Raw genomic sequence first — 14,531 nt, 5'->3', positions numbered from 1 at the left:
GAATTACTTGGAAATAATATGCTGAATAATCATTTCCGCATGAATCCTTGAGTTTTCAATAAACCAGAGGTGGGTGTCCTTTCCTCCGCAGACAACGCCGGCAAGATATAGATTTGGAATATTGGTTTCCATTGTTTCATTGTTGTACAAAGGATTGAGACATTCTCCCTGTAGCTCAATTCCGGAATTTCTTAAGAAGTCGAAGTCGGGAAGATAGCCCGTCATAGCCAGCACAAAATCATTTTCGATTTCATGAATTTCACCTTTTTCATCTTTAAAAATAACGGTGTTTTCTTTAATTTCAATCAGTTCTGAATTGAAATGAGCGCTAATATTTCCTTCCGAAATTCTGTTTTCGATATCAGGCTTTACCCAATATTTCACACTTTTAGAAATTTCCGAATGACGAATGATCATCGTTACTTCAGCGCCTTTTCTGTAAGTTTCGAGAGCTGCATCCACCGCAGAATTACTGGAGCCTACAACAACGATTTTCTGTTTAGCGTATGGATAAGGTTCGGTATAATAATGCTTTACTTTAGGAAGATCTTCCCCGGGAATATTCATCAGATTCGGAATATCATAGAAACCGGTTGATATGATTACATTCTTCGCAGAATATTTCCCTTTCGTAGTTTCAATTTCAAAGAGATCATTTTTTCTGGAAACTTTCTCAACTTTTTCATAAAGATTGATATTGAGATTCCGTTGTCTTGTGATTCCCTGATAATATTCCAACGCTTCCTGTCTACCGGGTTTAGGAGCCGTAGAAATAAATGGAATATCACCTATTTCCAGTTTTTCAGCCGTGGAAAAGAACTTCATGTATAAAGGATAATTGTATAAAGAATTTACAATTGTTCCTTTTTCTATAATTAAATAGCTGAGATTATTTTTCTGGGCTTCGAGGGCACAGGTAAGTCCGATCGGCCCGCCTCCGATGATAAGAATATCCAACGTTTCCATAGTACAAAATTACAAAAAAGAATAACGAAAGGACCTTATATAAGGCGAAAATGACAGTCTATATTTTCTGTTTTCAGAGAAACTAAATCGGTACGTATCCAAAAAAGTGGTACCGGTTTTGATGACTTTAGCAAAGACATTTTAAATTATGAAAAAAATATTCTTTTCGATCTTAATTCTGAGTATGCTGGCCTGTAAGAAAAATCCAGAAAAATTTGTGAATGATACTAAAGATTCTTCCGGTCAAACCACTGATAATACGAGTAATACAAACCTGCCGATAAAAAAGGAGGAATCCGTGAAAAGCTTGAATGAGGCCATTATTTTGTCATTAAAAGAAAAAAACTATAAAAAGTTCGCACAATATATCCATCCTGAAAAGGGAGTGAGATTCTCAATGTATGCTTTTGTAAATCAGGCAGAAGATAAAAAGTTTTCGAAAGCGGATTTCATAAAATACCAGCCTACAAAAACAATTTTTACATGGGGTGTACTGGATGGATCCGGTGATCTGTATAAAGCAACAATCAACGATTATCTTGGAAAATGGGTATATGCTAAAGATTTTGCGACGGGGCAGGTATCAATAAATGAGTTTCAGGGAAGCGGAAATTCACTGAATAATTTAAAGCAGATTTATCCTAATGCCGATTTCACCGAAAATTTCATAAAAGGCTCGGAAGCCAATGCGGAAATGGACTGGAAATGTCTCCGTCTTGTTTTTGAAGAGTTTCAGGGCAAATATTATCTGGTGGCCGTCATCAATGATCAGTGGACAATTTAAAAAATATAAATATTCTCACCTCAATCTCAATCTCAACCTCAACCTTAACTATAACCTATTAATTATCTAAAATCTCAGCCAGTTTTTTCGTAAGATTTTTTCTCGAAAACTGCTCAATATTCTGATCGTTTTTCAGGAGATTTCCACTTTTCCAAAGTTCAAATTTCTCCAGGATAAATTCTTTTACAATTTTAGATTCTGTGTAGCTGAAGTGCTTTCCTGCATTTGTTTCTTCCAATATTCTTGAAACATCGGCATCATCCGGACCAAAAGAAATAATCTGTTTCCCTGTCGCGAGATATTCAAAGATTTTTCCTGGAATAATTCCTTTTGAAGATTCATTCGGGAAATTGGTAATCAACAGAATATCTGAAGTCTGCATCTCTTCAATAGCTTTGTCATGAGAAAGATATCCAAGGTTTAGAATATGATTATTTAGTGCAGAATTTTTTAAAGCAGATAATATTTTATCGTCAATTCTTCCCGCAAATTTTAAAACAAAATTTTCAGCAAAATCAGCATTTTCTTTTACCAGATCATCGAGCGCTCTCCAAAGATTTTCCGGGTTTCTGAGCTGTTCTAAAACACCAATATAGCTTAATGTGAAATGGGTTTTAGGGTTTGAAGGTTTGAGGGTTTGAGGGTTTGAATCAGATTCGTCAAATCCGTTGGTGATACAAAACGAATTGGCTCCTTTATTTCTGAAATTTTCTCCATCGGTATAACTTGTAGCAAGCGTAATATCAGCATTTCTGAAAACGTCACTTTCCAGTTGTCGATGTTTACGATCGGAAGTTTTGGTTAATTTTAAATGCTTGTAATAAGAAATTTCCGTCCAGGGATCACGGAAATCAGCAATCCATTTCAGGTCGGGAAGTTTTTTCTTCAGGTTTAAACCAATCAGATGCAGGGAATGTGGTGGTCCAGAAGTAACCACTACATCAATTTTATTTTCTTTTAAATAATTTTCTAGGAATTTAACGGAAGGTTTTACCCAAAACACTCTCGCATCAGGAATGAAAAAGTTACCCCTCACCCAGATTGAAAGCTTTGATTTCCAGCTTTGGTTTTTTCCTACATCGAACTGTCCTGCTTTGAACTTTTTATTGCTTTTATTAAGTTTTTCGGCCAGCTGATAAGGTTCCCAGATTTTTGTTCTGACAATTTGAATGTCTTCCGGAACATCTTGCATTAAGCTTTCATCCAGCAATGGATAGCTCGGGTTTTCAGGGGTATAAATGATCGGTTTCCATCCGAATTCCGGTAAATATTTAGCAAATTTCAGCCATCTCTGAACGCCTGGCCCTCCCGCCGGAGGCCAGTAATAGGTGATGATGAGTATTTTCCTTTGTCTCATATAATTATGTCATTCTGAATGAAGTGAAACGAAATGAAGAATCTCATTTAATTTCATCATTTAGAAATTTCCAGGTTGGATTAAATTCATTGATTAGGGCTTCTTTTTTATTTCTGACCCAACCTTTAATTTGTTTTTCTCTTTTTATAGCAGTATCAATATCCTTAAAACATTCAAAATAAACTAAAAAGAAGCATTTGTATTTAAATGTAAAACTTTTATCTATCGCTTCTGGATTTTTATGCCAATACAATCTTTTTTCTAAATCATTGGTTACCCCAGTGTATAATACTGTTTTGATCTTATTTGTCAATATATAGACATAATAATTGTGAGTTCCCAGGGTTTTCATCTTCGTGTTTCATTTTATTTAAATTTTTAGAGATTCTTCACTGCGCTTTGCTTCGTTCAGAATGACAATTGCTTATTCTTTCGTTGCTAAAATTTGTCTTTTGCCTCTTTTGCGGTAAAGAACATAAACTCCAAAGCCGCTTAACAAAATAAATACAGCGAAGCAAAGAAGCGAGATCCATTTTCCTTTTTCAATTACTTCCGGCTCGAAAACCATTCTTATGTTGTGGTTTCCGGCAGGAACATGTACTGCGCGGAGAAGATAATCTGCCTTGATGTAAGGAACTTCTTTTTCATCAATGAAGAATTTCCAGCCGTGAGGATAGTAAATCTCTGAAAATACTGCCAGCTGAGGCGTTTTCGACTGAGATTTGAATTCCAGCTCGTTAGGCTGATAATTTGTTAAATTGATAAATGCTGCTGAATCTGCCTGAACCGTTTTGCCGTTGAAGTATTTTTTGTCAGAGGCGGCAATCACTGCTGTTTTTTTACTGTCAATGACACCGATTGATTTGATCTCCTGGTTAGGTGATTCTACGAATTTCAGGTCGCTTACAAACCACGCATTTCCGTTGGCTCTTGGGTTAGGAATTGCCTGCGGTTGCTCAGGACCCCCTACAACAAGGTATTTTGCATTTAAAAGATTAAGGATATTCGGAACTCTTACTGAATCCATAATCTGGAAATATTCATTGATCACGTCGTCATATCTTCTCAGCTTCACCGCATGATATCCGCCGATGGAAGACTTGAAATATGAAGTATTTGTCTCGCTGAATGTTCCTAAAATATTATTAAAGATTCTGTAATGCGTTTTATCTTTTTCAGCAATGGTTTCTAATGTTTTATTAACATTTACATTTGCTAAGATCGGTTCGAGGTTCGGGTTGCCCTGAACTTTTTCTGCCATAAGATCTGAACTTTCTGTCTGGAAAGGATTTTCTGCGAAAATCTTGTCGACATAATTGTCATCATTAAGATAACGTTTGTTGACCGTCCAAAGGTCAAATAGACTTACCACTCCAAGGATTACTAGCGCAATATTCTGATTAAGTTTTTGCTTTAAAACCATAAACAAAGTTGCAACAGCAATAGCAACGTATATAAAAGCTTTTATGGCGTCAATTCTGAATAATTTAAATCTTTCTTCCACAAGATAGTCCAGCAGGAAAGGAGGAAGATATGTTTTTTCGTTGTCTGTATGGAATCCTAGTAAAGATTTTCCGAAAATCAGTAGGATCAACACAAAACCTAGTGTTCCTCCACCAACATAAAGAAGAATTTTCTGTTTGTATTCTGTTGTTAATTCTTTATCGGTGAAAAATCTGTATAAACCGATGATTGCAATTAAAGGAAACAGTAGTTCTACCACTACCAGGATTGAAGATGGCGCCCTGAATTTATTATAAAAAGGAATAAAATCAATGAAGAAATCAGAAAGTGCCATAAAGTTGCTTCCCCAGGCTAAAAAGATGGTCAGAATAGTGGCTCCGAGGATCCAGTAGCGGTACTTTTTCCAGGCAAAGAAAAATCCTAACAGTGCCAGAAAACATACGATAGCTCCCTGATAAGCAGGTCCTGAAGTTCCCGGCTGGTCGCCCCAGTAGGTGAGGCTGCCAAAACCTTTGGAAATTCTGTCCATTTCAGCCTGAGAACCTACGTTTTCCTGAACAAGCTCCTGCACTTTATTCATCATTTCCTTTCCTTCAGGCTCCTGGCTTCCGCCACCCATCAGTCTTGGTATGAAAAGGTTTAGGGTTTCCAGTTTTCCGTAACTCCAAAGCAGCATGCTTTCTTTATCCATTCCTGACGCTCCGCCGGTGTGACTGTCGTTGGTTAAAATCTGTTTTCCACGAACGGTTTCTTTAATGTATTCAGAATTTGCCAAAATTCTTTGAGAGTTCATTCCGACACCAATCAGGCAGGAAGCAGCAATAATTCCTGAGGAGATCAGGAAGTGTTTCATTGGTGTTTTTTTCTGAATCGCACGAATCAATTCAGATAAAAATAAAAATCCTAATGCAAGAAACAGATAATACGTCATCTGCGGGTGATTGGCAGCGATCTGAAGCCCCATAAATAAAGTCGTTACAATGAATCCCCAGATGTAATTTTTTCTTATATAAACCAGTAAAATTCCGGCAAGAAGCGGTGCAAAATATTCAATGGTATTGATTTTACCGTTATGCCCCGCTGCAATGGCAATGTAAAAATAAGTTGAGAGTCCAAAAAAAGTAGCTCCCAATAAGGCGTATTTCCAGTTTCTGACGGCAACCATTCCCAACAGGAAAAAGCCCGCGAAGAGTAGAAAAATATAGTTGACCGGCCTCGGCAAAAAATTCAGTTTAGAATCAATTTGTTTAATAATATCTCCTTTGAACTGGCTTCCCATCTGGTAAGTAGGCATTCCCCCAAACATAGAGTCACTCCAATAGGTTTCTTTTCCGGTATCAGCCCGGTAATCGAGAAGTTCTTTTGCACCGCCGCGATACTGCACGATATCGTGCTGGAAAAGCTGTTTTCCCGTAAATACAGGAGTGGAATATAAAAATGCTAGAACGATAAATACAACTAATGAAATTGCAATATAAATCAGGTTTTTATTTTTCGCCATGTTGATGGTTATTATCTTTTATTTTCAGAATTACCTTTATCATTACTGTCTTTTACCTCTTCGTAATCTACGGTTTCAGCATCCCAGTTGATATTTTGATTGTTTTTATTTGAGTTTCGGATATCCTGCTGCTTATTATTCTGATTGTTATTGTTAAATCTATAACCATAAAATGTTTTAAAGAAAATTCTTTTAAGAATATTCCACACAAAGAAAATAATGATTGCGGCTAATACCAGCTCAAAAATGTATTTCATAATAATTAAATGTTTGTGGTTCAGGGTTTGAGTTTATTTTAAGTGTTGGGAAGTTTAAACCCAAACCTTGAATTCTGAACTATTTATTTTGAAGACGGATTGACCATTACAGAAGAATTGGAAACACTTTTCATAGACTGGGATTCTTTCCCGTTTGAAATGGTTTCGATCTGTGTTGTTTTCACAGAAATATTCTGATTATTGATCCACCCGGTATTCTGATCAAATTTGATGGTTCCGTTTTGTGTCAGTTCACTGCTCAGGCTGTGGGTAACTTCTCCCTGGTTCTGTTTTTCAACTTTTTTAGGGATGCCTCCGGTTACAGAAATTTCAGCAATACCATTTCCGACACTTTTTAATACGTAATTGGATGTCACTTTTATTTTTCCCTGTGCATCTGCATTTTCGCTGTTTGTCCATTTTTCCCCTACTTTTACACCTTTTCTCGGAATAATGGTAAGGTTTTTATTGAACTGATCTTTCAGCACCTTTTCGTTGAATGATTCTTTCAGACTGGCAATAATGCTTTCTTTCTGATTTTTATCCTTCACGATAGTACCTACCGAATTCCCCACTTTGTTGTAAACAGCATCAAAACCTGTTATGGAAATTACATTCCCTTTGGTGTCCATCTTCATATTAAGCTTATTGCTGGTAAGTGCTCTGTTGATATTCCAGATCATTTTCAGGTCATCTTCTTTTGGGATGGGGAGTTTTGTATCAACTACAATTGTTTTTCCCTGTGCTGTCTGAGAGTTTCTTTTGGCAATAAGATTTAACGTAATATCATAAACATTCCCTTTAATGTCGTTTATGGTAAAAGACATTTCGTCAGTCGACTCACTTGTGGCATTAAGTGTTTTCCCGGTAGGGTCTGTCATGGTCTTCGTATCTCTTTGATAGGTTGTTAAAGGATAAGTTTTTCCTTTCTCAAGCTTAAAAGTTTGGGTGTAAATGCCTGCGGAGTCTTTAATAGCAGGATTTTCTTCAACCTTTGCTACAGAATCTGCCGGAACTTCTACAGTAATGGTTTTTCCTGTTTTAGGGTCTACTTTTGTGATTTTTGCCGTTTCTTTTTTATTGCAAGAAACCAGGGCTATTGTTGAGATTAGCGCTAATGCTGCTATATTTTTCATTAAATTCTTTTTAAATTTTATTATTAACTTATTACAGTCCTGAATTAGCTGTCATTTTCTGTCTTACTGCTTCATACAAAATCGCTCCACAGGCCACAGAAACATTCAGAGATTGTGTTTTTCCCTCGATAGGTAGTTTTATTTTTTCATCAGCGTGATGAAGAACTTCCTTTGAAATTCCGGTCTCTTCGTTACCCATTACTATAGCGCAAGGCTCTTTAAAATCTACATCGTAAATGAGCTTTTGTGCCTTTTCGCTGGCGGCAAATACAGAGATTCCGCTTTGCTGAAGGAAATCTACCACGTGAGCCAGGTTCGGTTCTTTACAGATTTTTACATTGTAAAGTGCTCCTGCAGATGTTTTTATAGCATCTGAGTTGATCGGCGCAGCACCTTTTTCCGGGATGATCACGGCATCTACTCCCACACATTCGGCAGTTCTGCAGATCGCACCGAAATTCCTTACATCCGTTAATCGGTCTAAAATCAATAAGAAAGGTGTTTTTCCTTCTTCAAATAACTGAGGAACAATATCTTCCACTTTATGAAAAGGAACATCTGAAATAAAGGCAACCACGCCCTGATGATTTTTTCTTGTAAAACGGTTGAGCTTTTCAACCGGAACATAGTTGGGACGAATTTTATTTTTAGCTAAAACTGCCTTAAGCTCAGTATAAATAGGTCCTTGTAATGCGTTCTGTACAAAGATTTTGTCAATCGTTTTTCCTGCTTCAATAGCTTCAATCACGGGACGAAGCCCAAAAATAAAATCGTCTTTTTTATCTGTCATTTTGATATGTTAAATTGTGAAATGTCAATTGTCAATTGTCAATTTGCTTTTGAGTAATTTATTGTTGTAAAATTTACCTTTACTTTTGACTGCAAAGCAAATTCACCCTTAACTATCTTCCTTTCTCTCCTAAAATTGCTCTTTTCTGTGCCATAGCATAGCCGTAATGAAGGCTTTCATGCATATTGTTGAAAATGATAGCATCCTGAATACTTTTAAGATCCATCCCAAAACTTGTGGTGTAAGGGGTATAATCCGAAAAGAAATCGCTGTCATAATCCCTCATCAGAATTTTTGATGTTTCTGTAAGCAAAAATTCAAGATCCTCCACTTCGGATTTTTGTACATTCAGATTGGGTAAAGTCCCTTTTTTGTAGGTTTCAATCCAATATTTATCGATTCTGAAAGGATTTCCGCTTAAGTAATAATGCAAAAGCTGCTGGGTAGCAACTGTATGGGCTATGTTCCAGTATATATTATTATTGAAGCCGTCCGGAATCAGTAAAAGATCTTCGTGAGAAGTGTTCTGTAAAATATCCAAAAGGTTTCTGCGTACCTGTCTGTGAGCTTGAAAATGATAGTTCACTTTACAAAATTTTTAATCACCAAAAATAGTTTAATAAACTGGAAATGACAATTTTTGAACGGGTGATTAAATCAAATTTTATATATTTTTATGAAAATTTGCTTTATTAATGCAAAGATTTAAAGTTTACTTCATTTTCAATCTCGCATTAATGCCGGAATATTTAACAAACTTTAACTCAAAAATGGCATTGATTGTGTTGATTTATGCAAGTATTTATTAGAAATTTACCAATTATTTTAAAACAGACTATGTCAGATACATATCAAGCAGAAGATATTCGCCAGTTAACGGAACAGGTAAAGGAAGCGAACTTCTATTTTTCCCGTCTTCGCGAAGAAATCAATAAAGTTATCATCGGCCAGGAATATATGGTAGATCGCCTTTTGGTAGGTCTTTTAGGAAACGGTCACGTTCTGTTGGAAGGGGTTCCCGGTCTTGCGAAAACCTTGGCCATCAAAACCCTTGCGGAAGCTGTTCATGGTGAATTTTCCAGGATTCAGTTTACTCCGGATCTTTTGCCGGCAGATGTTGTTGGTACGATGATTTATAATGTTAAAGACAATGATTTCTCTATTAAAAGAGGTCCCGTTTTTGCGAACTTCGTGCTGGCAGATGAGATCAATCGGGCACCAGCAAAAGTGCAGTCTGCATTGCTTGAGGTAATGCAGGAAAAACAGGTTACCATTGGTGATGAAACCATGAAACTGCCAAAGCCTTTCTTGGTATTGGCAACACAAAACCCGATCGATCAGGAAGGAACTTACCTTTTACCTGAGGCGCAGAGTGATCGTTTTATGCTGAAATGTACGATTGACTATCCTAAATTTGAAGATGAGAGAATGGTCATGAGAATGGTTTCAACATCTCACCAGCCTGTAGTAAAGCCTGTGATTTCTCTTGAGCATATCGTTGCTGCTAAAGAACTGATTAACCAGATTTATCTTGACGAAAAGATAGAAAAATATATTCTTGATATGGTTTTTGCAACGCGTTTTCCTGAAAATTATGGTCTTTCTGAATTGAAAAATTACATCAGTTTCGGGGCATCTCCGAGAGCATCCATCAATCTTGCCATTGCTTCCAGAGCGTATGCATTTTTGAGAGGAAGAGCATTCGTAATTCCTGAAGATGTAAAATCGCTGGCAAAAGATGTTCTGAGACACAGAATCGGTTTAACTTTTGAGGCAGAAGCGGAAGAAATTTCATCTGAAGAAATCATTAACAGGATTTTAGCGAAAATTCAGGCTCCGTAAATGGATGATATTGTCATAAGAAAAGCTGTTAGGGAAGATTGTGGTCCGATGCTGGTGTTAATCAGAGAGCTGGCAGATTATGAAAAAGCGTTGCACGAAGTTACGTTAACCTTAGAGCAATTCATAGAAGATGGATTTGGAAATTCTCCGGTTTGGGGAGCATTTGTAGCTGAACATAATGGAGAAATTCTTGGAATTTCGCTGTACTATGACAGGTATTCAACGTGGAAAGGCAGAAGGCTGTATCTTGAAGATCTGGTAGTAACGGAAAAATGGAGAGGAAAGCAAATCGGAAAGAAATTATTTGAAGCAACCATGGCATACGGGAAATCCTGCCAATATAGCGGAATAGTTTTCCAGGTGCTGAACTGGAACGAGCCCGCCATTAATTTCTACAGAAAATACAGTCCGAAATTTGATAATGAGTGGTTTAATGTTTCCATAGAGTTTAAATAAGACCGAAGTGGGAAGTAAAATGATAAAAGTTTTAAAAACTCAAAAAAAATGCTCAAACACTAATATTCTCAAACGTAAGAAATGCAGATAAAAGATATTGTAAAAAAAGTAAAGCAGATCGAAATCCGTACCCGAAAGAAAACGGAAGCTACTTTGATGGGGCAATATCACAGTGCTTTTAAAGGTCAGGGTATGACTTTCTCGGAGGTTCGCCCCTATCAGTTTGGAGATGAGATCCGCAGAATCGACTGGAATAAAACAGCACGGTTCAGAGAGCCGTTTGTAAAGGTAATGGAGGAGGAGAGGGAACTCACCATGATGCTGCTGGTCGATATTTCAGCTTCTATGGATTATGGTACCAAAAATCAGCTGAAAAGAGAATATGTCGCAGAAATTGCGGCGAGTTTAGGATTTTCAGCGGCGGGAAATAATGATAAAGTAGGTCTGATTCTGTTTGCAGATAAAGTATATAAAGTTATTCCTCCACAGAAAGGCAGAAAGCACATTCTCTCGATTATCAGTACGATATTGACCGCTGATTATGTTCCGGCCATAGCAAAAATTGACAAGGCGCTGGAATATATGATGGGGATTTTTAAAAGAAAATCTCTGGTTTTTATGTTTTCAGATTTTGAAGATGAATATGATTCTAAAATGTTGAAGGCTGTATCTAAAAAGCATCAGTTGCTGGGAATGCGGATTTTTGATGTAAAAGATAATGAGATTCCGGATGTCGGCTATACTTTATTATATGATGCAGAAACAGGAAAACAGATCTGGGCAAACACTTCCAATGCAAGATGGAGATATAATTTTGCAGAAGCACAAAAACAGAAACTGAAAGCGCTTGAGGAAGATTTTGCCAACAGCTCAGCCAGTTTTCTGAATATGGATACAGGATCCGATTATTCGAAATTGTTGTATAATTATTTTCAGAAGAAATAACATCAATAGTAATGGGCTTTAGCCCATTTAAACTAGAAAATAACATAAGGCTTTAGCCAAAACGTATTATTAAAAATTGAAAAAATTATTATTTATATTTTGTTTTCTTGTCTGTGCGAATGCTTTTTCACAGATTCTTTCTTCCAGTGTAGAAAAGAAAACCATTGCTCTCGGCGAGGTTGATCATATTGTTATCACTATAAATAACCTGAGCAATGAAAAAGTTTCTGCTGCCCCTGAAAATGAATTGCTGCCTTTTCATTTTGAGGAAGTAAAAGACAGTATTTCGCAAACTCAGGACGTTTATTACAGAAGAATTGAATTTGCCGTTTTTGAAGAAGGAAAATTTACCATTCCGGAACTTGAGTTTAAAGTGGGAGGAAAAATACTGAAAACAATTCCCTACGAGATTGATGTGATCAATACGGCTCAAAAGACCGATCAGATCAATGATATCATGAATAATAAAGAAGTAAAGCTGGAAGTTACCGATTACTGGGAGCTGTACAAGTTTTATATTCTTGCGGCTATAGCATTGATTGCCCTCATTATTGCTATTATACTCATTGTTAAATACGGAAAAAAATCAAAAGATTCTCCGGTGATTGCTACCAACCAGACGTTAAAAGAACTGGATTCTCTTAAAAAGAAAAAATATGTGGAAACCGGAAACTACCGTTCTTTCTATGTTGAACTGATTGATATCTCCAGAAAATTTATCACCAGACAATATCGTTTGCCTGCAGATGTCCTGTTGACCGATGATCTGGTTGACCTTATGAAAAAAAACAATACAATCTCTCAGGAAAATGAGCGTGTTGTAGAAGACGTATTTTTAAGAGGAGATCTTGTGAAATTTGCAAAAACTTTTCCGGATAAAGAAACAATGGAAAAAGACCTTTCAGAAATTACTGAGTTTGTAAAGCGTTCATCAAAAGATTTGGAATTTGAAAATTTGAGAAAAGATGTTTGATTTTGAGTTTTACAGTCCGTGGTTTTTATTGCTGTTTATGATATTTATTCCTCTGTTAATCAGAGATATAAGTAGTCAGAAAAAGAAAGGGATTAAAGTTCCTACCGTTAAAAATATGGGTGAAAGCGGAGGAATTCGTATTGTTATGTTTTTATTGAAAATTTCAAAGTACATCATTCTGTCTGCATTGATTATCGCGATGGCTAGGCCCCGGACTTTTACAATTTCTCAGGATCGGGATGATACAAAAGGAATTGATATCATGCTTTCAGTAGACGTTTCATTAAGTATGCTTGCTAAAGATCTTACTCCGGATCGTCTGACGGCTTTAAAAGATATTGCCATTAAATTTGTCCAGAAAAGACCTAATGACAGGATCGGGCTGGTTACTTATTCCGGGGAAGCATTTACAAAAGTTCCGGTAACCTCAGACCATCGGGTAGTTATCGACGAATTGCAAAATCTTAACCCCCTGGAACTCCAGCCGGGAACGGCTATAGGAGAAGGCCTTTCGGTAGCGGTTAATCACCTGAAAAACAGCAAGGCGAAAAGCAAAATCGTTATTTTAATGACAGACGGAGTCAATACAATAGAAAATGCAATGCCTCCGGCTCTGGCAGCAGAACTAGCAAAAAATAATAATATAAAGGTGTATGCCATAGGGATCGGTACAAACGGTTATGCACTGATGCCTACACAGACCGATATTTTTGGAGATCTTGTTTTTACGGAAACTGAAGTGAAAATCGATGAGCCGGTTTTAAAAGAAGTTGCCCAGATGACGGGGGGAAGATATTTCAGAGCAACGTCCAATACAAGCCTTGAAGAGGTATATGATGAAATCAATCAGCTTGAAAAATCGGATGTGAAGGTTGCAAAGCTTTTTAATTATCAGGAGTATTTTAAAGTTTTCCTGTGGATTGCTTTGGGAATGTTGTTTCTGGATGCTTTATTGAGATGGGTTTTATATAAAATTTTAAGCTAATGGATTGGTATTTAGGGAATTATTGGTATTTGTTGTTGCTGTTGCTTTTGCCGCTGTTAGCTGTCTTTCTGGTTCGTTTTTTAAAATGGAAAAAGAAAAAGAAAAAGCTTTTTGCAGATAGTCAGTTTCATGAGCATTTGTTTGAAAAACAATCTGGTTTTACGAAATTTTTTCCTGCTTTGTATTTGTTGGGAACGCTATTTCTTATCTTTTCGATCATTGATCTTTTAAGCGGTTCTGAGGAAGTTAAAACAAATCAGAAACTTAATAATGTTATTTTCATGCTGGATGTTTCGAATTCGATGAACGCTGAAGATATAAATCCGAGCCGTTTAACGGAAGCAAAAAATCTGATTATCCAAACCATGCAGAAAATGAAGAGTGATAAAGTAGGAATTGTAATATTTGCCGGAGAATCGACATCAATAATGCCTCTTACAACAGATTATACTTCCGCAGAAACCTATATCGGAGGTATAGAAACCAATTCGATGCAGATACAGGGTACCGATTTTCTGAAAGGCATGAAAACAGCAGTGCAGAAATTTAAGAATGTAAATAAAGATGCGAGAAAGGTCGTTTTACTGAGTGATGGTGAAGATAATGAAGGAAATGATGATGCAGCTATAAGACTTGCTAAAAAAGAAGGAATTATGATTACTTCGGTAGGTATAGGTTCTGATGAAGGTGCTCCGGTTCCGGAATATACATTTGGCCAGCTCATGGGTTATAAAACAGATATGTCAGGACAAACCGTAATCTCAAAAAGACAGACGGAAGCATTGAAGAAAATGGCAGAATCAACAGGCGGATCATACATTGACGGAAATAATATCAATGAAGCTCCGGACCGAATTATTGATGCATTAAAAAAGAAGGCCGGATCTTCTGAAACGATGGTTAAATCGCAGAATGCCAATCACTATTATCAGTATTTCCTCGCAGTTTCGATATTTTTCTTTTTGTTAATCTATCTGTTTAATCCTAAAAGAGATTTTAATGTCTGAAAATGGCACGAATTGCCCGAATTTAGCCAGTTACTTTAACCCAATTTTAACAAATAAAAGACTGTTTA

At 36.7% G+C, this 14,531-nt stretch carries 15 protein-coding genes; 7 read left to right on the top strand and 8 right to left on the bottom strand.

The window, feature by feature from the left end:
- Positions 1 to 3: 3 nt before the first annotated feature.
- Entirely contained in the window at positions 4 to 966 is a 963-nt protein-coding gene (locus tag AC3WV0_RS15615; RefSeq protein ID WP_488847022.1) for a YpdA family putative bacillithiol disulfide reductase, read from the bottom strand.
- A 148-nt stretch (positions 967 to 1,114) separates the two neighbouring features.
- Here AC3WV0_RS15615 and AC3WV0_RS15610 point away from each other — a divergent pair, with 148 nt between their 5' ends.
- Positions 1,115 to 1,750 (top strand): hypothetical protein, encoded by a 636-nt coding sequence (locus AC3WV0_RS15610; RefSeq protein WP_488847021.1) that lies wholly within the window; start codon positions 1,115 to 1,117, stop codon positions 1,748 to 1,750.
- A gap of 58 nt (positions 1,751 to 1,808) precedes the next feature.
- Here the strand turns inward: AC3WV0_RS15610 and AC3WV0_RS15605 are convergent, their stop codons facing one another.
- The 7 genes from AC3WV0_RS15605 to AC3WV0_RS15575 form a co-directional block, all read right to left on the bottom strand.
- A complete protein-coding gene (locus tag AC3WV0_RS15605; RefSeq protein ID WP_488847020.1) occupies positions 1,809 to 3,107 on the bottom strand; it encodes a glycosyltransferase family protein in 1,299 nt (432 codons plus the stop codon).
- A 43-nt stretch (positions 3,108 to 3,150) separates the two neighbouring features.
- Entirely contained in the window at positions 3,151 to 3,459 is a 309-nt protein-coding gene (locus AC3WV0_RS15600; RefSeq protein ID WP_089997858.1) for a GIY-YIG nuclease family protein, read from the bottom strand.
- Positions 3,460 to 3,531: 72 nt separating this feature from the next.
- A complete protein-coding gene (locus tag AC3WV0_RS15595; RefSeq protein WP_488847019.1) occupies positions 3,532 to 6,072 on the bottom strand; it encodes a YfhO family protein in 2,541 nt (846 codons plus the stop codon).
- Between the two features lie 11 nt (positions 6,073 to 6,083).
- Positions 6,084 to 6,329 carry a hypothetical protein gene (locus tag AC3WV0_RS15590; RefSeq protein WP_488847018.1) on the bottom strand — a complete coding sequence of 82 codons (246 nt, stop codon included), beginning with the start codon at positions 6,327 to 6,329 and terminating at the stop codon, positions 6,084 to 6,086.
- 83 nt (positions 6,330 to 6,412) lie between these two features.
- Complete coding sequence (locus AC3WV0_RS15585; RefSeq protein ID WP_488847017.1) at positions 6,413 to 7,465, bottom strand: DUF6263 family protein; 1,053 nt, start codon at positions 7,463 to 7,465, stop codon at positions 6,413 to 6,415.
- A 31-nt stretch (positions 7,466 to 7,496) separates the two neighbouring features.
- On the bottom strand, positions 7,497 to 8,255 hold the full coding sequence (gene rlmB / locus AC3WV0_RS15580) for a 23S rRNA (guanosine(2251)-2'-O)-methyltransferase RlmB (RefSeq protein WP_488847016.1): 759 nt from the start codon (positions 8,253 to 8,255) through the stop codon (positions 7,497 to 7,499).
- Positions 8,256 to 8,367: 112 nt separating this feature from the next.
- On the bottom strand, positions 8,368 to 8,841 hold the full coding sequence (locus AC3WV0_RS15575; RefSeq protein WP_488847015.1) for a DinB family protein: 474 nt from the start codon (positions 8,839 to 8,841) through the stop codon (positions 8,368 to 8,370).
- A gap of 251 nt (positions 8,842 to 9,092) precedes the next feature.
- Here AC3WV0_RS15575 and AC3WV0_RS15570 point away from each other — a divergent pair, with 251 nt between their 5' ends.
- The 6 genes from AC3WV0_RS15570 (at position 9,093) to AC3WV0_RS15545 (ending at position 14,463) form a co-directional block, all read left to right on the top strand.
- Positions 9,093 to 10,097: an AAA family ATPase gene (locus AC3WV0_RS15570; RefSeq protein WP_488847014.1), complete on the top strand. Its 1,005-nt coding sequence runs from the start codon at positions 9,093 to 9,095 to the stop codon at positions 10,095 to 10,097.
- On the top strand, positions 10,098 to 10,553 hold the full coding sequence (locus AC3WV0_RS15565; protein WP_488847013.1) for a GNAT family N-acetyltransferase: 456 nt from the start codon (positions 10,098 to 10,100) through the stop codon (positions 10,551 to 10,553).
- 81 nt (positions 10,554 to 10,634) lie between these two features.
- A complete protein-coding gene (locus tag AC3WV0_RS15560; protein ID WP_089997850.1) occupies positions 10,635 to 11,498 on the top strand; it encodes a DUF58 domain-containing protein in 864 nt (287 codons plus the stop codon).
- A gap of 76 nt (positions 11,499 to 11,574) precedes the next feature.
- Positions 11,575 to 12,471 (top strand): BatD family protein, encoded by an 897-nt coding sequence (locus tag AC3WV0_RS15555; RefSeq protein ID WP_488847012.1) that lies wholly within the window; start codon positions 11,575 to 11,577, stop codon positions 12,469 to 12,471.
- Entirely contained in the window at positions 12,464 to 13,456 is a 993-nt protein-coding gene (locus AC3WV0_RS15550) for a vWA domain-containing protein (protein WP_488847011.1), read from the top strand. The genes AC3WV0_RS15555 and AC3WV0_RS15550 overlap by 8 nt, the downstream gene beginning before the upstream one ends.
- Positions 13,456 to 14,463 (top strand): vWA domain-containing protein, encoded by a 1,008-nt coding sequence (locus tag AC3WV0_RS15545; protein ID WP_488847010.1) that lies wholly within the window; start codon positions 13,456 to 13,458, stop codon positions 14,461 to 14,463. The genes AC3WV0_RS15550 and AC3WV0_RS15545 overlap by 1 nt, the downstream gene beginning before the upstream one ends.
- Positions 14,464 to 14,531: the final 68 nt, after the last annotated feature.

It is taken from the genome of Chryseobacterium sp. 27AL, assembly GCF_057815395.1.
Note: the sequence above shows the minus strand (reverse complement) of the source record. Positions and strands in the feature narration are given on the sequence as shown.

Coding starts and splice junctions, on each gene's coding strand:
- AC3WV0_RS15605 (WP_488847020.1), bottom strand. CDS start 3,107: ATGAGACAAAGGAAAATACTCATCATCACCTATTACTGGCCTCCGGCG.
- AC3WV0_RS15570 (WP_488847014.1), top strand. CDS start 9,093: ATGTCAGATACATATCAAGCAGAAGATATTCGCCAGTTAACGGAACAG.
- AC3WV0_RS15615 (WP_488847022.1), bottom strand. CDS start 966: ATGGAAACGTTGGATATTCTTATCATCGGAGGCGGGCCGATCGGACTT.
- AC3WV0_RS15560 (WP_089997850.1), top strand. CDS start 10,635: ATGCAGATAAAAGATATTGTAAAAAAAGTAAAGCAGATCGAAATCCGT.
- AC3WV0_RS15550 (WP_488847011.1), top strand. CDS start 12,464: ATGTTTGATTTTGAGTTTTACAGTCCGTGGTTTTTATTGCTGTTTATG.
- AC3WV0_RS15595 (WP_488847019.1), bottom strand. CDS start 6,072: ATGGCGAAAAATAAAAACCTGATTTATATTGCAATTTCATTAGTTGTA.
- AC3WV0_RS15585 (WP_488847017.1), bottom strand. CDS start 7,465: ATGAAAAATATAGCAGCATTAGCGCTAATCTCAACAATAGCCCTGGTT.
- rlmB (WP_488847016.1), bottom strand. CDS start 8,255: ATGACAGATAAAAAAGACGATTTTATTTTTGGGCTTCGTCCCGTGATT.
- AC3WV0_RS15565 (WP_488847013.1), top strand. CDS start 10,098: ATGGATGATATTGTCATAAGAAAAGCTGTTAGGGAAGATTGTGGTCCG.
- AC3WV0_RS15590 (WP_488847018.1), bottom strand. CDS start 6,329: ATGAAATACATTTTTGAGCTGGTATTAGCCGCAATCATTATTTTCTTT.
- AC3WV0_RS15545 (WP_488847010.1), top strand. CDS start 13,456: ATGGATTGGTATTTAGGGAATTATTGGTATTTGTTGTTGCTGTTGCTT.
- AC3WV0_RS15600 (WP_089997858.1), bottom strand. CDS start 3,459: ATGAAAACCCTGGGAACTCACAATTATTATGTCTATATATTGACAAAT.
- AC3WV0_RS15610 (WP_488847021.1), top strand. CDS start 1,115: ATGAAAAAAATATTCTTTTCGATCTTAATTCTGAGTATGCTGGCCTGT.